The organism is Orbus hercynius, assembly GCF_003634275.1.
Classification (GTDB): domain Bacteria; phylum Pseudomonadota; class Gammaproteobacteria; order Enterobacterales; family Orbaceae; genus Orbus; species Orbus hercynius.
Genome location: NZ_RBWY01000001.1, coordinates 871,795 through 891,748, shown reverse-complemented (window position 1 = coordinate 891,748; position 19,954 = coordinate 871,795). Strand labels below are relative to the sequence as shown.

At 40.8% G+C, this 19,954-nt stretch carries 10 protein-coding genes; 6 read left to right on the top strand and 4 right to left on the bottom strand.

Translation table 11 applies throughout. The features are described from left to right. The first annotated feature begins 40 nt into the window (after positions 1-40). Positions 41-1,342, top strand: a complete 1,302-nt coding sequence (locus DES39_RS04065; RefSeq protein ID WP_121144464.1) for an NAD(P)/FAD-dependent oxidoreductase — start codon at positions 41-43, stop codon at positions 1,340-1,342. A 195-nt stretch (positions 1,343-1,537) separates the two neighbouring features. Next, complete coding sequence (locus tag DES39_RS04060) at positions 1,538-2,596, top strand: NAD(P)-dependent alcohol dehydrogenase (protein ID WP_121144463.1); 1,059 nt, start codon at positions 1,538-1,540, stop codon at positions 2,594-2,596. Between the two features lie 174 nt (positions 2,597-2,770). On the opposite strand, the gene pepT is transcribed toward DES39_RS04060, so the two are convergent. The 3 genes from pepT to DES39_RS04045 form a co-directional block, all read right to left on the bottom strand. After that, a complete protein-coding gene (gene pepT / locus DES39_RS04055) occupies positions 2,771-4,012 on the bottom strand; it encodes a peptidase T (protein ID WP_121144462.1) in 1,242 nt (413 codons plus the stop codon). 12 nt (positions 4,013-4,024) lie between these two features. Continuing rightward, positions 4,025-5,569 carry an AbgT family transporter gene (locus tag DES39_RS04050; RefSeq protein ID WP_121144461.1) on the bottom strand — a complete coding sequence of 515 codons (1,545 nt, stop codon included), beginning with the start codon at positions 5,567-5,569 and terminating at the stop codon, positions 4,025-4,027. Between the two features lie 102 nt (positions 5,570-5,671). Further along, entirely contained in the window at positions 5,672-6,688 is a 1,017-nt protein-coding gene (locus tag DES39_RS04045) for an FUSC family protein (RefSeq protein ID WP_170143336.1), read from the bottom strand. Between the two features lie 306 nt (positions 6,689-6,994). On the opposite strand from DES39_RS04045, the gene DES39_RS04040 reads away from it, so the two are divergent. The 4 genes from DES39_RS04040 (at position 6,995) to DES39_RS04015 (ending at position 18,044) form a co-directional block, all read left to right on the top strand. Next, complete coding sequence (locus DES39_RS04040) at positions 6,995-8,722, top strand: ShlB/FhaC/HecB family hemolysin secretion/activation protein (protein WP_425463981.1); 1,728 nt, start codon at positions 6,995-6,997, stop codon at positions 8,720-8,722. A gap of 80 nt (positions 8,723-8,802) precedes the next feature. Beyond that, the gene (locus DES39_RS04035; RefSeq protein ID WP_121144458.1) at positions 8,803-16,629 is read left to right on the top strand and encodes a two-partner secretion domain-containing protein; all 7,827 of its coding nucleotides are present in this window, start codon (positions 8,803-8,805) and stop codon (positions 16,627-16,629) included. Beyond that, positions 16,629-17,120, top strand: a complete 492-nt coding sequence (locus DES39_RS04030) for a DUF5376 family protein (protein WP_121144457.1) — start codon at positions 16,629-16,631, stop codon at positions 17,118-17,120. Before DES39_RS04035 ends, DES39_RS04030 begins: the two co-directional genes overlap by 1 nt. Positions 17,121-17,552: 432 nt before the next feature. After that, a complete protein-coding gene (locus DES39_RS04015; RefSeq protein ID WP_121144455.1) occupies positions 17,553-18,044 on the top strand; it encodes a hypothetical protein in 492 nt (163 codons plus the stop codon). 772 nt (positions 18,045-18,816) lie between these two features. Here the strand turns inward: DES39_RS04015 and DES39_RS04010 are convergent. Continuing rightward, positions 18,817-19,464, bottom strand: coding sequence for a DUF421 domain-containing protein (locus DES39_RS04010; RefSeq protein ID WP_121144454.1), 648 nt, complete (start codon positions 19,462-19,464; stop codon positions 18,817-18,819). Positions 19,465-19,954: the final 490 nt, after the last annotated feature.

Sequence of the window (19,954 nt, the reverse complement as noted above, 5' to 3'; positions counted from 1 at the left end):
AAGTAACTCGCTTAAGAGTCGATATCATAGGTCATATTACATGAAAAAAATCATTATTGTTGGTGGTGGTGCAGGTGGATTAGAACTTGTAACTCGCTTAGGCAATACACTAGGGCGTAAAAAACGAGCTCAAATTACACTTGTAGATCAAAACACCGTTCATCTTTGGAAACCGTTGCTACATGAAATTGCAACTGGTGCACTTAATGATCAAGTCGATCATATTAGTTATCAAGCCCACGCGTTACGCCATCACTTTACGTTTAAACACGCGACATTACTCAATATCGATCGTGATAACAAGCGTATTTTAGTCTCTGATGCTGATTTGATTGCACTTGGCTGTGAACAAACGCAAGTTGAGCTGGAGTATGATGCACTGGTGATTGCTGTTGGGAGTACATCTAATGATTTTGGTACCCCGGGCGTAAAAGAGCATGCTATTTTTCTCGATGATCAAAACAGCGCCATCGCTTTACGTCAGACATTACTTTCAACGTTTATCGGTTTCAATGCAAATTATGATTGTCAAAGCGCTGCTGATAAAGTAAAAATTGCCATTGTTGGTGGTGGCGCAACGGGGATTGAGCTCGCTTCAGAATTGCCACATATGATCAAAACATTAAATGCGCACGGTTATGCTAACCTAGGTACGCAGATGTTAGATATTACGCTAGTTGAAGCCGCTGATCGCATTTTACCGGCTTTACCTGAAAAAGTGTCCGCAGGTATTACTCAGTCGTTACAAAACATAGGTGTAAAAGTTCTGACTAAAACCATGATTGTTAAAGCGGATGAGCTCGGTCTGTATCCAAAAGAAGGTGAGGTGATTAACGCTGATATTATCGTTTGGGCAGCAGGTGTTAAAGCGCCTGATTTCTTAAATAATATTGCAGGACTTGAAACAACGCGAAATAATCAGCTCATAATCAAAACCACCTTACAAACAACGCGCGATGACGCAATTTTTGTCATTGGTGACTGTGCTTCTTGCAAGCAAGAAAATGGTCAATTAGTTACGCCAACCGCTCAAGCAGCGCATCAGATGGTCAGCGTTTGTGCTTACAACATTGAAAAATCAATGCAGGATCTACCGCTGAAGAAATTCAAATACAATGACAAAGGGATCATTATTTCGTTACAAGATACAGCACAAGGCGTTGTTACTATGGTTGCCGGTAAAAAATTATATGCTAAAGGCCAATTTGCGATGTTAATCCACCGAGTACTGTATCGTTTGCATTTAGGATTTGTGTTGGGCATTATCGGCTGCGTTCGTTTTACCTTAGCAACGCGAGTAGTCAAACGCGTTAAATCGACGTTACAGCTTGATAAAAAATAACGTTAACTCCATGATTGATAAAAGAGCGCAATGATTGCGCTCTTTTTTTATGCCGATTGTTGAGCGGATTAGGCAAAAAATTGCCACAATTGTATCTAGTTACACTGGCGTACTCGGTATAGACTAGTGATTATCAAATAGCGGTCTCTATTATTTGAGGCTGCTAGAATTCATTAATCAATAGGGAGAAGCGAAATGGCAATTAATGTGTTAGGGTATGGTGTGTTACAATCGAAAACTCCATTAGCACCATATCAATTCAAACGTCGTGAGCCACGTGCAGATGATGTTGTAATTGAAATTTTATACTGTGGTGTATGTCACTCTGATTTACATCATGTCTATGGCGATTGGCCAAGTCGTTATCCATTAGTTCCCGGTCATGAGGTGATTGGTCGCGTGATTCAAGTCGGTGACAATGTCACAAAATTTAAAGTGGGTGATCATGCTGGTGTCGGCTGTATGGTTGACTCTTGCCAGCATTGCCAACCTTGTCAGCACGGACTTGAGCAGTATTGTGAAGCAGGTAATACCTTAACCTATAACGATCATGATCGTCATGACCACATGCCAACATTTGGTGGTTACTCTGAAAAAATCATTGTGACGGAAAAGTTTGCATTAAAAATTGCGCCTAACATGGACCTAAAAAGCGCAGCGCCGTTACTGTGTGCCGGCATTACCACATGGTCACCGTTACGGCATTGGCAAGTGAATGAAAGCAGCCGAGTTGCTGTTGTTGGTCTTGGCGGACTAGGTCATATGGCGATAAAGTTGGCCAAAGGGCTCGGGGCTGAGGTCACGCTGTTTACGCGCTCAAAAGGTAAAGAGCTCGATGCAAAACGCTTAGGTGCTGATCACATCGTCTTATCTACCGATGCGCGGCAAATGGATGCAGTAAAAGGGCGGTTTGATCTTATTATCGATACTGTGCCAACGATTCATGATATCAATCCTTATGTCAATACCTTAGCATTAAATGGCACGCATGTTTTGGTCGGTTACCTTGGCGATCTCGATCCATTTTTAAATACCTTACCATTAATTATGGGACGAAAATCGGTTGCAGGATCGGTGATAGGTGGAATTGCAGAAACTCAGGAAATGCTTGATTTTTGTGCAGAGCATCATATTACTTGTGATATTGAGATGATCGATATTCAATATATCAATCAAGCTTATGAACGTATGCTTAAAAGTGATGTTAAATACCGTTTTGTCATCGATATGGCTTCGTTAAAACAAAACAAATAGCTAATTGAATCATCTGCTTAACGGGTGATGCATTATTTATGCTTGATATTACAAGTTGATGGTTAATTGAGTCGATAGATATTTACCGTTAAATAACATCATTAAAATGTTGCCCAAATATCACTAACGCCAGATAATCTGGCGTTAGTTTTTTTAGTTAGGCTAATGGCGGTATTAGCGCTTATCGATTTTAGCCGTAAGCTGACAGATTAACTCAGTCAGTTGATAGCTTTTGATAAAAGACTGCATTGGTAAAAACTCAAAATAGGCGTGAAAGTTATGCGCACCGGTAAAGTAGTTCGGCGTAAAAATGCCGCGAGCAGAGAGAGCCGAACCATCAGTACCTCCGCGCATTGCCAAGACTTTAGGGGTAATGGATAATGACTCCATCGCGTTAAAAATCAAATCAATTGCCGTGCGGTCTTGACCTACTGAATCGTGGATATTGCTATAGACATCGGTAATTTGATAGTCAATTTTGGCCTTGGGGTGGCGCGCCGCGATTAAGCTCACCACTTCACCAATATAGCGTTTGCGTGCTTCATAACTGGCTTTATCAAAATCACGAATCGAGAGTTTAATTTCCGCTGAATCAGGGTTACCGTGTAAATCGGTCACATAAAAATACCCTTCACGTCCTTCGGTGTGCTCTGGCGTGTCCTGTCTGTCAAAGCAGCTAATAATGTCATGAGCGACACGTAGCGGATTGACTAGCACATTTTTGGCTGACATAGGATGGGCGGTGACGCCTTTAATTTTGATGCTAACAGAAGCGGCATTAAAGGTTTCATATACCACTTCACCTAACTGACAGCAATCGATTGTGTAAGCAAAATCGACCGGGAAGCGTGTTAAATCCATGACTTTAGCGCCGCGCAGGCCGATCTCTTCATCGGGCACAAAGGCTACATAGATATCGCCATATTGCGCTGGATTTTGGCTAACGTGCTGCATCAATGTCATAATCACACTGACGGCGGCTTTATTATCGGCGCCAAGGACGCTAGTGCCATCGCTAAAAATAATATCATCACCGACATAGGCTTTTATCTCAGGGCGATCAGACACTCTAAGCCAAATATCTTGCTCGGCATTGAGGCACACATCATCACCGGTAAAGTGCTTTATTTGTGGTTTAATATCGGGGGAAAGACCAACATCGACCGTATCAAGGTGGGCAACAAAGCCAATTTTAGGGGCACTTGGATGCTGACCTTTGACATGAGCGATAAGCACGCTGTGCTCATCTAAATGGATATCGTCGATGCCCATATCACTCAGTTCGCTAGCGAGTAGTTTTGCTAACGTACGTTGTCCTTGCGTACTGGGAACGGCCGCGTTCGCAGCGCAACTTTGCGAGGTTACCGCCACATAGCGAAAAAAACGTTGTTGTAATTGTTGTGCTATTGATTGCATAGAAACCTCATTTTAGGGTGTTGGTGGAACGCTGTAGGTATAACTACTGTCAAAGCCAATTGGAATCTCAAATCCCCAATAAATAAATAGGGTTGCGACCAAGACTAACCAGATCCCAATCGAGAAGGGAATCATCATCGAGCACAGGGTGCCGACCCCAGCTTTGGAGCAGTATTTATGACAATAAGACAAAATCAAAGGGTAAAATGGAAACATCGGCGTACTAATATTCACCGCTGCGCTGATACGAAACGATGCTTGAGTTAATTCGGGTGATAAGCCAACCGCCATTAACATTGGCACCATAACCGGCGCCATAATTGCCCATTTTGAGGTTGCTGAGGTAATAATTAAGTTGATACATGATGATAACAAAATCATACCAATAATGGTTAACCAAGCTGGCATGCTTAGTGAGCGCAATAGATCAGCGCCGGCAATCGAAATTAACGTACCGATATTAGAGTGGCCAAATGAGTACAAAAATTGCGCTGCGATAAAACAGAACACAATAAATGAAATCAGCGATTTAGTAATGTTTTCCATTGAACTGGTGACATCTTTTGACGATTTAAATGTACCGGCAACAAAACCATATACTAAGCCTGGCACCGCAAAAAAGATAAATAGCAGTGGTACAATCGCTTGCATAACTGGCGCTGCCGAACTGGTTAAGCTGCCATTAGGTGCGCGGAACGGTGAACTATCTGGGTATAATAAAATCGCTAGTAAGGCAATCAAACCGATAATGGTAAAACCAGCCCAGCGAAAGCCTTTGGCTTCACTTGGTGAAATCTGATTTATATTGTCAGCTTGATCAACTTGACAATCAATCGGGCAGGTTTTATTTAACCAAGGCTCGACGATTTTTTCGGTCACAAACCAACAGACTAAAATCACACCAAACGTACCGCCAAGGCTAAAAAAGTAGTTACACAGTACATTGACGCTATAACTCGGATCAAGTAAGTGAGCGGCTTTTTCTGTGAAACTTTGTAAAATAGGATCGATTTGAGAGGGGGTATAGCTGGCGGTAAAACCACCGGCTAAACCCGCAAATGCCGTGGCAATGCCGGCTAATGGGTGACGTCCGCTCGCATAAAACATCAACGCCGAAACGGGCATTAAAATCACATAAGCAGAATCTGAAACGACATGGGCAACCACACCGACAAAGGCAACGGTTGGGGTTAACATTTTAGGTGAAATAAAGCTGAGCATTTTTTTAAGTGCAGTATTAATAAAACCACTGCCTTCAGCAATACCAATACCTAACGTTGCGACAATAGTGATACTCAGCGGTGGAAAGGTAATAAAATTACCGACCATTTTGGTTAAAAATGTCACAATCTCATCGTAATTAAACATATTAACAACGACGATGTTCTCTTTAGTGAGCGGATTGACGTAGTCAAATTGAACAAAGGATAATAATAACGAGAGAATCCAGCAAATAATTAAGGCGTACAAAAAAAGCATCGTAATGCTTGGCATGGCATTACCAACTCGTTCAATACGATTTAAAAATCCCTTATTTGGGCTAATACTATCAGCCATGATAGACCTATTCCTATTATAATAAATTTAAACGTTGGGGTATTTTATACGATAAAATAAAACATACAAATCTTATCATTTTGATTCAATGGATTTATTTTATTAGTCAGATACTCTCGGCGTTGACAATTCATCTTGTCGAATAGACTTTAATACTAAGCTGCCAAGTATCGCCATGCTACCGCCAATTAGGGTTTCGTACACACGTGAGTAAGGTAATAAGTAGGTGGGGTCTCGCCAGAATTCGGCTTCTTCAATCAGTAATAATACAAAAACGGTAATGGCAAAGGTTTTGAGAAGATAGTTTAATTGCAAAAATGTCGGCATTACAAAGATCACAATGGCAATTAACGCAATATCAAGAGCGGCGATTTTTAATAACAGCAAATGAAATAGCGCAAAAATCAATAATGCGCCGAAAACACAGCCCAAAAAACGTGATAAGGTGGTTTTGATAACGCTAACCTCGAGTGGACGCAGTAACACCACAAAGGTCAGTGGTGCCCAGTACACGCGGTATAAATCAAAGTAATCGGGAATTGCTAAACTCAAAAAGAGAAACAGGCTATAGATAAATGCCCGCAGTGCCAAGCGCTGATCACTCAGATAGAGATTTTTGGAAAATAAGCCATTCTTAAAGGCGCTGCTGTCATATTTTTTATGCTTTAAGATTGAGAGCATAAGCAAACTAATACTAATACCGGTTAAATAAGCCAGTGGCAAATCCGGACTGACGGAGGGTAAGGTAGTACCCATGCAAGCAAAGATCACAAAAAACGGCACAATGCGATCGACAAACACATCCTTATTGAAGCTGACATAGTAAAAGTAAGAAAAGATAAAAAGAAACAGATAAAATGGCACCGATAATTTTAATAAAAAACCAATCCCGCCACCGACCAGAATCAACGACAATAAAAAACCGATATAAAAAATATTGTTACTCTCTTCTTTAGCATGGTAAACAATATTGGTAAAAAATACCGTCAGCACGCCAAACATCGCACCGGTTATGCCAAATAGGCTGTAACAGATGGCAGAATTGATCAGCGCAGTGATAAAAAATACGCAGTTATCTTGTAAATGAATTGTTGGTAGAGTGGGGGTCAATTTTATCATTAGGCAGTTAAATTGCATTAAATCAGTGATGTTACGTCGGATTATAGCATAAATTACACACTAAAAATGTATCCCGATACGCTGTGTTAAGATTCGCATAATCAAGGACCATCGTGGGTAAGTTTAAGCGGGGCTGCGGAGTAAATCTGTTTGTTATAAAATCAGTATTTTTTATGATTTATCATCATATTAGCATGTAAGTGAAAAGTTGCATTAATGTTAATATCTTTAATTTATTTTGATTATTCAAAGAAGATAATAAAATCTTGTCGACATTTTTTTTCAGCTAATTTACAATCCCGCCAAATGATAATAAATTGTAAAGATATTGTGAAGAAAAAAATAATTTTTGCTCAATTAGCCATTAATCTATTGGTCGGGGGGTACGTTGCCAGTGCTAAAGCTGAACCGACCTTGACCGGCCAAGATCAAGCTATTAGCGATCAGCAGCTGATTTATCAGCAAGAGCGGCAAAAAGCCATGGAGCAAGCATTATCAAGCCAAGCGCCTGATATTCGTTTGCTGCCTCCTTTGCAGCGCACGCACACCATTGCATTTCCTGACGAGTTGCTCTGCTTTCCGATTGAGAAAGTTGAATTGATTGGCCGCGATCAGCTGCCTTATGTGATGCCGCTGTACGATCTTTCTCAGCAAGCACAAGGTCGCTGCTTAGGTGGTGAAGGGATTAATTTGCTGATGAGTGAACTGCAAAATCGTATTATTAGCTATGGTTATATTACTACCCGCGTGGTAGCCCCTGAACAGGATTTAACCTTGGGTAAATTATCGTTGTTATTGGTAAAAGGCACGGTAAGAAATGTCTATTATGCTGAAGGGAGCGATACCCATTCTAGTCTGCAAAGCGCCTTGCCGGTCACTAAAGGCAAGATTCTTAACCTACGTGATATTGAGCAAGGGCTAGAGAATTTGCAGCGTATACCAACCGTTAGCGCACAAATGCAATTAGTCCCGGGTGATGAAGTGGGCGAGAGTGATATTGTTATCACCCGTAATCAATCAAAATTTTGGCGCGTTGGGATTTCGCTTGATGACTCCGGCACTAAAGATACCGGGCGTTATCAGGGCGGCTTAACGCTGTATCTGGATAACCCATTAGGGATGAGTGATTCTTTTTACCTATCCGGTGGTCATGATCTCGATGGCGATAGCCAGTATGGTTCAAAAAACTATCTGTTTTCGTACTCGGTGCCAATGGGGTATTGGTTATTGAATACGTCACTGAGCAGTAACACCTATCACCAAACGGTTGCTGGTGATCCGAGTTATGAATACAGTGGCCGCAGTCGCAATACTAATTTTCAATTGAGCAGGGTTATTCACCGCAATGAAGCACAAAAAACCACACTCAGTTTTGGGGTTAATTTAAAAGAATCGCGCAACTACGTTGATGATACTGAACTTGACGTGCAGCACCGTAAGACCACCAGCTGGGTGCTAGGGATTAATCATCGTCACTATTTTGATAGCATCACCGTTGATGTTGGCGCAACCTATAATAAAGGGGTGCGTTGGTTTGGCGCAGAAAAAGCACCTGAAGAGTATAGCGGTTATGGCACAGCGCTATCTGATATTTTTAATCTGAGTTTATCAGTTGCCGCGCCTTTCCAGATTGCTGAGCAGCGCTTTCGTTATAATTTAGATTATCAAAGCCAGTTTACTCGCGGCGGTGACTTAACGCCACCGGAGCGCTTTTCGATTGGTAGCCGCTGGACGGTACGCGGCTTTGATGGTGAACTGACACTAAGCGCCGATAATGGCTGGTTTGTACGCAATGATTTATCTTGGACCACGCCACTCGATAACGAGCTCTATTTAGGATTTGATGTCGGTGAGGTCTCGGGCGCAAACTCTGGTTATTTACTGGGTAAACGTTTAGCCGGAGCGGCGCTAGGCTTACGCGGCACGCTATGGGGGGTGTATTACGACGGCTTTGCCGCCGTGCCAGTCCACAAACCCGATGGCTTTAAAACTGACGATGTGACATTAGGATTTAATCTCAATTGGAGTTATTAATCCGGCGAATGAAGCAGCCAACTGATGATATGAATAATAATCAATAATATTGAATGAAGATTTGAATAATAAGGTTAATTATGAACAAGCATTTTTATCGAATAGTATTTAATAAAGCGCGTGGTATGCTGATGGTGGTGGCTGACATCGTTAAAAGTCATCAAGGTAGCGGGCGCACGACACAAAAAGCACAAGCGATAAAACCAGACTCAAGCAAAGCGAGCAAAATCGCGCTCAATGGTATCACATTGGGTACTTATTTAGCTTTTGGTTGGGTCAGCTTAGTTCAGCCAGCGCAGGCTAATACGATTGTGGTTGATCAAAATGCGGATAAATCACAGCGGCCAATTGTGACCACCACAGCTAATGGTGTGACGCAAATCAATATTCAAACGCCGACCAAAGGCGGCGTGTCGCATAACAAATACACCCAGTTTGATGTAACTGAAAAGGGCGTGATTTTAAATAACAGTGCGCAAATGTCACAAACTGAGCTAGCGGGTTATGTTAAGGGTAATGATTTATTAACTTCAACTGGTGGTGCTAAGCTGATTCTTAATGAGATTAATGCCAAAAATGCTAGCCAGCTTAATGGCTATATTGAAGTTGCCGGTCAAAAGGCACAAGTTGTTATCGCTAATGCGGCCGGTATTACCTGTAATGGCTGTGGCTTTATTAATGCTGATAGAGCAACGCTAACCACCGGTAAACCTATCATGGAAAATGGCCAGTTAAAAGGCTATTTAGTTGAGCAAGGTCAGATCGCCATTAATGGCAAAGGCCTTGATAGTTCTCGGCAAAGCTATACTGATTTAATTGCGCGCACGGTATCGATTAACACCAGTTTATGGGGCAATGATGTGAGCGTGGTTGCCGGTAAAAACCGTGTGAGTGGCGATTTAAAGCAGATTGATAAACTGAGCGGTGATGATAACGACAAACCGCAACTGGCAATTGATGTGGCCGCCTTAGGCGGCATGTACGCTGGCAAAATTCAAATGATCGGTACCGAAAGTGGTGTGGGTGTGCATAATGCCGGTAACCTTGGTGCCAGTGCCGGCGGCATTACCATTACTGCTGACGGTAAGATTGTCAATAGCGGCGCGATTCAAGCTAAGCAAGATATACAATTAAGTAGCCAGCAAGATATTGATAATCAAAAACAAATTTACAGTAAGCAAAACGTTCAGTTAGTTAGTCATAAAAGTATTCAAAATACGGGTACGATTGTTGCGCAAAATAATATTGGCCTACAAGCCACAGAGTCGATTAATCATAGCAAGTCTAGCTTAGTGGCAGCTGGTGTTGATGAAAGTGGTAAATTAACTCAGCAGGGTAAAATTACTGCGCAAGGACAGGATATCGCTTTACTGGGTAAAACGTTAGCAACAAGCAATGTCGCCATTACCGCTGATCAATCGATTGATTTAAATCAAAGTACGTTAGTGGGTGGAAAAGTTGATATTAGCGCCATTGATGTGTCGATAGAATCGACTGTTATCAATAGCTCGGACTCACTTAATCTTGATGCTGAAAAGACAATCAATTCCTCTAACTCCGCTATTGCAAGCCAAGGCGATATTAGGGTTAATGCGACTGATATCCTTAATGACGATAGTACCTGGAATGCCCAGAAAAATGTTTCATTGAGTGCTGAGACCATTAATAACCAGAATACAAATATGGTTGCGTTTGGATCTATGACACAGACTGCTCAGGCAGAGCTGAATAATCAGGGCAGTAAGTTAAGTGCTAAAGGTGATATTAATCAAACCGCCAGTACCATTAATAATCAAGGTAGTGAACTATTATCCGAGCAAGCGATTCATCTAAATGCAAAGCAGATAGACAATGAACGTGCAACAATAAAAGCGCAGGGAATGGTGATTGAGCATGCTACTGATACTTTAAACAATCAATCATCCAACTTAGTTTCAGCTCAAGGTGTGACGCTGACAGCCAATGAGTTAATCATGAACCAAAGTCATATTACCTCTAATGGTTTAACTCATATTACCGCTAAGCAAATTGATAATGAAAATGCGGTGCTTTTAGGTGATGACATTACCATTGAGGCTGATTCACTGAGTGGTGGAGGTTCATTATCGGCCAGCAATAATATCGAACTTTCCTTAAAAAATGATTTTAATAATCAGGGTGAAATTAGTGCGAATAATGGGTTAGTAATTACGACAGAAAAGTCCATTACCAATAATAATAAATTGGTGGCGGGCAAGAGTGCGACAATAAATAGCAGTGAGTTGGTTAATCAGCAAGGTGCTGAAATTAGTGCCGATAATTTGATCCTTAATCACAATAATATAGAAAACCAAGGCCTAATTGATGGTGAAAATGTCAAAATTACCAGCCAGCAGCTTAATAATAATCATTCAGGTCGAATCTATGGTACTGATTTAGTTATTACCGCGCAAACGCTGAATAATATTGGCAATGAAACTCAGGCGCCGGTTATTGCCGCACGTAATAATTTTAACCTCGCAGTTGGGACGTTGAATAATGAAACGCATAGCGTGTTAATGAGCCTTGGCAATTTCACAATTGGTGGACAACTTGATGAAAGCGGTAAGGTTGTCGGGAGTGCTCAAACGATTAATAATCACTCCTCAACAATTGAAGCGCAAGGTGACTTAATCATTACCGCTCATGTTTTAAATAATATCAACGACAATATTAAGACAGAAGAAGTGTTGGTTGATAATAAAGATGTCAATGAATGGTCCTTTATTACAGCCCCCGATATTCGCTTCGATAATAAGGATATTACGGAATATTGTGTCGGCTGTGGTGGCTCAACGAACTATCGAGAGCTCAAAGTACTTGCCACTGGGCAAAAGGGCTCTAAATATAATCATTATATTTACACTCAAAAAACCTATGAGACTCAGGTCGTTGAAACCGACCCGAGTAAGATTATCAGTGGTGGCAATTTAACGCTAATCACCGATAAAATCTTAAATGATAATAGTCATATCAATGCCGGTCGTCAGCTTACCTTACAAGGCGAGCTGGAAAATAAAACTGTCGATTCAATTCAGCGTATTGTGAACTCGGGTACACGTGCTTATCGATACGATTATTATTCTAAAAAAGGACGTCATTATAGTCGAATTGAAACATACGCATATAATCCACTTGACGAAATCACGGCAATTGATTTAGGCCTGTCGAGTATTAAAGATAATACATCAATTGAAAGTAGTTCGGTTGATTTAAGTGGTCGCAGTGATATTGATAATGCCACTATTGGTAAGCAAACGGTGAACGTTGACACAGTTAGTACCGTGCTACCTAATACCTCTCTACCGAATAACAGCCTTTATACGGTCAATAAAGATACTGATAAAAATTATTTGATTGAAACCGATCCACGTTTCACGAATAAAAAGAATTGGCTGAGTTCTGACTATATGTTTGAGCAGCTAAAAGCCGATCCGAATAATCTTCAAAAACGCTTAGGTGATGGTTACTACGAACAGCAATTAATTAAGGATCAAGTTACTGCATTAACTGGGCAGCGTTATTTAGGCAATTACAGTAGCGATCTAGAGCAGTATCAAGCCTTGATGAATCAAGGGGTTGAATTTGCTAACCGTTACGGACTGACTATTGGTGTTGAGTTGTCTGACGCGCAGATGAAAGCCTTGACGACCGATATTGTTTGGATGGTGAGTAAAACGGTCAACATTGATGGACAAGATGTCGAGGTTTTAGTGCCACAGGTTTATGTGGTTAACCGGCCTGAGGTCAGTAGCGCAGGAGCGCTGGTCTCGGGTAAAAATGCTATCTTAACTAGCCAAGGTGATATTAAATCATCAGGCGCGATTGTGGCTAAAGATCAATTAGTGATTTCAGCTAATAATATTCAAAATCAGGGGGCAATACAAGGTGGCAGCGTCGCAATTACTGCGGTGGACTCGATTTTATCTAATGGTAGCATTTCAGCTGATTCCGCATTAACGCTCTCTGCGGGTAATGATGTGAATCTTATTAGTACGACTAGAACACAAGAACGCCAGACATCGCAAGGCCATGATATTCAAACTGTCATCGACAAGACATCAACGGTTAATGTAAAACAGGGGGATATGGTCATTCAGGCTGGTAATGATATTAATACTGCCGGCGCCTTACTCATTAATCAAGCTAAAGATGGCAATATCACTCTTAATGCCGGTAACAATCTGAATTTATCCTCGGTAACTACGCGAGATAAAATAGAGTACATCGCTAGCGACACAAACTACGTTAAATCGGATGCTACTCATGTGGTTGGTAGTGAAATCTATAGTCAAGGTAACGTTAACTTAAATGCAGGGAATGATATTAATGTTAATGCTTCAACAGTAAGTGCTGATAATGCATTAAACTTGGCAGCCAATAATATTAATATTAATGCGCAATCGTCTAATCGAGACGTTGATGCCCATTTAGTGGTTGTTAGCAAAGGTACTTTCTCTAAAACGAAGAGTACTTATGATTTAGATATGGATAATACGCTGCAAAACGGTAGTGCTTTAAATGGTAAAACCGTTGATCTCAATGCTAAAAAAGATATCACCGTAACAGGTAGCCAAATTGTCGGTACTAATGACGTGAGCATGGCGGCAGGTAATGATATTACCGTTAAAGCCGCACAAGAATCGTATTACCAAAAAGAGAATACAACAACGAAAACCTCAGGGCTAATGTCAAGCGGTGGGCTAGGGTTTAGTATTGGTAGTGAAAAAGAAAGTACCACAACGACCGATACTCAGCAAGGTTATGTGGGCAGTACGGTGGGTAGCACTGAAGGTAATGTGAGTATTCAATCTGGTAAAGACTTGTCGGTTAAAGGCAGCGATATTATCGCCAAGCAGGATATTAACCTTAAAGGTGACAATGTCACCATTGCAGCGGATGATTCTAAAGTTACGTACAAAGAAGAGTATAAGTATGAGAAAACCGGTTTAACGATTGCAATCACCGGCACCGCTGCTGATGTGTATGACGCCAAAAAGGCGATTGATAATGCTAAGCATAAAGATAATGATTCGCTGCTGGCGCTGCAATCGATTAAATCAGGTTTAACGCTTGCCAATGCAGGTCTTGATCTTTATGCAAAAGATAAAGATCTTTCTAGTTCAGAAGCCTCGATTGGGGTGAGCGCGACGTTTGGCACGCAAAAGACCGAGCGGGTTGAAAACCAAGAGCAGCATAATGTGGTGGGCAGTGGCGTGTCGGCAGGGCAAAATGTCACGATCACCGCCACCGGTAATGAGCAAAAAACAGCGGGCGATATCACGGTTATTGGTAGTGAAGTGAGAGCCGGTAATGATATTACATTAGATGCTAATCGAGATATCAATGTGATAGGTGCGGTCAATACGCAGCATAGTGATAAAGATGAGAAGCGCTATGGCGGCGGTATTGGTATCGGTATTGCTGCCGGTGGGAGTAACAGTGGCTTTAGTGTGACGGGTAATGCCAACTACAGTCAGGAGCGCGAAAATGCCAATGGTAGCGCGTGGAGTGAAGGCATTGTTGATGCTGGTAAAACGCTGACGGTAAGTAGCGGCAAGGATACCAACGTAGTGGGTGGTCAGCTTAAGGGTGACACGGTGAAGGCCGTGGTGGGTAATGACCTGACTATCCAAAGCCTGCAAGACACGGATAATTATGATTATGACAAGCTGTCCGGCTCGGTGAGTGGCAGTTATGGTACCAGTGGTGGCGGCTTAAATGTGTCACTGGACCAAACCAAGATGGAAAGCAACTGGGCGAGTGTCACCGACCAGTCGGGAATTTATGCCGGCAAAGGCGGCTTTGATGTCACGGTTGGCAATAACACTGATTTAAAAGGGGCGGTGATAGCGTCAAGTGCTGAGGATAAATCCCAGAATACACTCGATACCGGGACGATGAGTTTTAGTGATATTGAAAACAAAGCGGACTTTGATGTCAGCCATGTGTCAGTCAATATTGGCCTGAACTCAGGCAGTGGTTTAATGCCAACACCGGGTGCACCATCGATTTATCATAATGATGACAGCGCCTCAAGTACCACTAAGTCGGCGGTTGAAGATGGCACGTTAATTGTGCGTGACAGTGACAAACAGCAACAAAATGTGGATGAGCTAAGTCGTGATACGGCGAATGCCAATGACCCACTGGCGCAGATTTTTGATAAGCAGAAAGAGCAAGACCGGATGGATGCGCTGGACTTAGTGAAAGACATTGCGGCGCAGGCAAAAAATGTGGCACAAAAATACAGCCAGATAGCGGCGGAGCAGCAATATAACGATTTATCAGAGAAAGAGAAAGCGGATAAACGAGCTGCCGCGATTGAGTCGTTAGACCGATTAGGGCTGGCGCCGACAGAAGAGGCGATTGCGAACCAAATCATCAACCAGCTGGTGAACGATGGTGGTGTGGGTAATATGGGTGATGCCTTTAGCAAAGGGGTAGACGCTGCAAGCTCGATAATTTCAGGATTAATCACTGGCGATATTACTGGTGGGCTTGCTGGTGCCAGTGCGCCGTATTTAGCAGAGCAGATTAAGAAACAGACGACAGACCCGGTTACCGGTCAAGTCAATACCGCGGCTAACTTAACAGCTCATGCGATACTGGGGGCGGCAGTTGCGGCGGCGCAAGGTAACTCGGCACTGGCGGGTGGTACGGGCGCCTTGACGGGTGAAGCGATGGCGGATATTATTCGTAAAAACCTGTATGGTGAAAACAGCAAGGTAGAGGACTTAACGCAAGCGCAGAAAGAGTATATCAGTGCCCTTGCTCAGTTAGCATCAGGACTGGCGGTTGCCGCTGGTGGTGGTGACACGGGTGATGTGGGCACGGCAGTTGCGGGCAGTAAAAATGCGGTTGAGAATAATGAATTGCAACAACTTTCAGGTTTCAATAGAGACGATAACTTTGTTGAGATTTTTGATAAAAAGCATGAGGAAAGAATAGCGAAAATTGCGGCAGATACCTGTACATCAGGGATGAGTGCAGAAGCTTGTACGGGTAAAGTTAATGAAGTTATTCGGAAAGAATTTGATAAAGGGATTAGCCAACTTATTGAATTTACTACTCTAGCGCCAGTCGTTGGGGAAGCAGATGCGATTTATATCATCTGGAAAGGTCGAAGCTTATCAGGTGAAGAAGTTGACCGTTTATGGGGAATGTTAGGCGTATTCACTTTAGGCTACGGCCAAAAAGTGAAAATGGTTGATAAATTAGGGACAGAGCTTGTTTCTGCAAGTGGTAAAATAGTTAATAAGACGGATAATATTTTAAATCCAGCAGAGACAAATAATACAAAATCACCGTCTAATCCGGACTCGCAATCGAGTAGTGGTGTTACTAAGCCTGATGTGACCGATGCTGGAAAGGGGACGACGGGCACCGGAAGTAAAGCTGGAGAATACCTTGAAGACTTCAAACCATCACCAACACCAGCGGAATTAGTCCAGCAACAAGCCGGTAACGGTGGTCAAGTAACAATTAATACTGAGCATATTTTAAATGGTGAAATTAAAACGTATGCAAATGGTACAACAGTTGGTACAGGTGGACATTATTTAAAAGATCCAAATATCAAAGTAGATACGTGGACTGGTGCGGCAGATGCTAATGGTGTCACGAAAGGTTATATCTCTGTGAGAGATCCAGCAACAGGAAAATGGGTAGAAAAGAAAGCTGAAACGACTTTCTTTCCTGAAAATTGGTCTAAGCGTCAAACAGAGACAGAAATTAAGAGTGCTTTTGAAAATTCAAAGCCAAATCCTGATAATAAAGAAATGTGGCAAGGAACGTCTTCGAGCGGATTAAAAATGGAAGGTTATTATAAAAAACCAAATGGTACAGGTGCTACAGCATGGCCCGTTTATCAAGGAGTTAAGAAGTAATGTTAAATAAAAAAATAATATTTAATTGGAGCAAAACACTCGATATGTTCCGTCCATCAGGTTCTTTTTCTGATGAGAATATTAGACATAGACCAAAACAAGGTTATGGGATTATTGCAATAGCATCTTGGTTGTCATCAGATCTTCAATGTTCCATTAACTCAGTTAATATCTGGATAAGTAACTTGACTGATTTGGAAAACAGCCCTGCACCAGATGGTATGTTTGGTGTTGGTAATGCGTTTTGGGTTCTAATTACAGGTGATTATATTTTTATTGGTACAGAATATTCAGAAGAACAACAAATATTAATAACCAAAGAACAGCTCTTATATGTTTTAGAACAATATAAGGCCTTTTTAGAGGGAAACTATAAAGATCCTAATAACCCGCCTGATCCTATTGATGTCGAGTTTATTGCTGAAGGGCAAGAGGCTATTGATGTGTATAACGGGCTGGAAGGTTCTCATTTAGTTCCTTACGCTTGTTAATCAATATTCCCGATCTGATCTAGACCGGGGATATTATTTTTACTTTCTAGATCTGCATCGCAAGTTCAATAATTGACTTGTTCTGCTCAACTGTAATAATAACCGGTAGCTTGGCATAAAAACCTATCTGCTCAAGCCAGCTCTCCTTAATGGTGAGCTGGGTCTAAGGTTGGATTTTAGCCCCTGTGGCATGTAGCCAATGGTATACACTCATTGGTTGGCAGTGCGCTATTGTTTACTGCATTAGCCTTTTACTGCTTCTTTAGCTGCCTTGTTTTAACCAATGAACTCTTAGCCTGATGCTTTAAAATCTATACCAGATAATACCGGTAATTGGTACTGGGCTGGCAGCACTGCAGATAAAAGAAATTCTTTGACGTTACCAAATGATGTTAAATCTGCGTTAAAAAAACAACAAGGTTGGAAAATTAAATGATTATTGGTGATAATTTTTTTAAAATTGCAATTCAATTGGAATTTATGATTCCTTATTATTCATCACCTAGCGGTATGTTTAATTTTATTATTGATGAAAAAATCATTCCAGGGGAAAGTGTTACTATAGATCTTTATGTAACTATCTCATTTTTAAAAGACAGCATTAATGATGAGTCAATTCAAAATATACCTGATATTGGGAATATTAAGTTAAATGAATTAGATTTTTCAGAAGGGGCGCCTGATGGTGTCATTTGGTTAGATACTGGTGCTACAGAAATAAGTGGCCGAGGTTACTGGTTTTATTTAGGATTTAATGGAAATGAAGAGCGACTGATTTTTACTGTAGATGCGGGTGAAAATTATCAAGAATGTCGATATCCACGAGGTACGATTAAAAAATTGATTGATAGTTTACCTAATGTTAACGAACTTGAAATTATTCAACGAAATGAAATGATCATGCTAACAGATTTAAAAAAATAATATTACTATATATCAAGTTGGATTAACGCCTCGTCCATACAAAAGTTGGAGAGAAGCATTAGTAGTCGGTGCAGCAATAGGCACTATAAGCTCTGGTGTTGGATATTTTGGTGGTAAATGGTTGGAAGGCTCATTGCAGAAAATATTAAATCCAGTTTCAAAACAATATGAATGAGTACCTATAGGTATTTGGGCAATAATGAAACCAGCTCATCAAAGTTCGATTCCGGCTTGGGCTGGTGGCGGGTGTTCATATAGTCGACAATATAATAACGTTGCGAGGTTGCTCGCACGATGTCACCGTAACGTGTTCAATCTAGAGCATTGTGCGGTCACGGAATAATTATAGCGTAGTCAATTAGGTTACTAAACGTGACCGATTAGGGACGTCAGCCGTCCCTAATAACCCGCTCTCTCCCTGAACATAACGATAAACCCGTTATGTAACGGTCGAACTTAAGGTCAAGATCGACCTTTCCATAAATTATTTCTGTTGTTCTAAACTCCAATCAAGCCGGTCAGGATATTAGCTTAAGTGCCAATCAGGATGTGAATGTGATAGGTGCGGTCAATACGCAGCACAGTGATAAAGATTTATTGAGCTTAATGAAATGTGATTGATGCTTTGATAAATTGTTATGTATAAGCTATTTATCTTAAGTTAATGAGTCTGTGTAATGCCTTTTTTATTCAAAAAATAGGGACATTGATCGTAAAATTTATTTTTAAATCAATGCCCATCGTTATCTATTAAAAATCAGCATTTAAAACGTTATTGTTTTTTTTCGTCACTGTAAGGATAGATCCACAGTTTATTTTCATGCATTTCAGCCAAAAAGATATCATCTAATGTATAACCCTGTTTGGCCACTTCACCCATTAACCACTCTTCGGTTTTATCTAATTCTTTGAGATTGGATTGATTAATATCGCTATTTTCAATCATTGTAATGGCCATGTCGGTATCGCCTTTTTTGACGATGGTCATTTGGCCGTTATACTCAAACCAGACATTTTTGAGAGTATCAATATTGGGATAACCACGTTGATGTAATAGCATAATAAAGTCACGAGTAGAGAGTTTAGCTTTCGCAAAATTTTCAGACAGAATTTTACCGTTTTCCATTAATGAAATGGAGTTACCATCAACCGTATTTTTAACAATATTACGCTTAAACGATAAATAGCGAACAAGGAGTAACAATCCAGCCCATATGCTTGCAGCAATAATTAACACATACACACTAATTGCTGGGTTATAAAGTGGGCCCCCTATGATTGCCCCTAATACCACATTACCGACTTGATCGAGTGCTGAAATCGGCGCTAAGGAACCTTTACCAGAAAGGTTGATATAAACTAGTAAAATACAAAAAGCAACAGCCATTTTGATAACAATATTGAGATATATGGAATCCATTAGTGATTTCCTTTACTTAGTTATAGGTCCAAATAATATAATCAACAGATACAATCTTGGCAATACGAATCGAAATAATCAAATTTTATTTAACAGTTAGCTGTCGATTTGTGAGTGATATTTATCTGGCTGATAAGTCAATGAATGACAAAAAATATGAATAATTGATAAACGTCAAATTATTTAATATTAATATTCTTTCAGTAGATTGATTGAAAGTTGTTGTAAATTTATGTATTTTATCTGACTTAATGGTATAGGTAATCTGTTTTGGTATAATCATGAGCCCTTATAGATAAGAAAAATAGAGGGTAATCTGGGTATTTCTATAACAAAAATCAAATGAAAACATCATGATATTTTTAATGTGATGAAGTGTTTATCTGTTTTGATTGTTTTGTTCGAATTGTGATATAAACAATGTAGGGCTATTGTTATTGATTTAGTCACAGGTTGGTGTGTGTATTTTGAGTTCCTCTCATATCCTAAG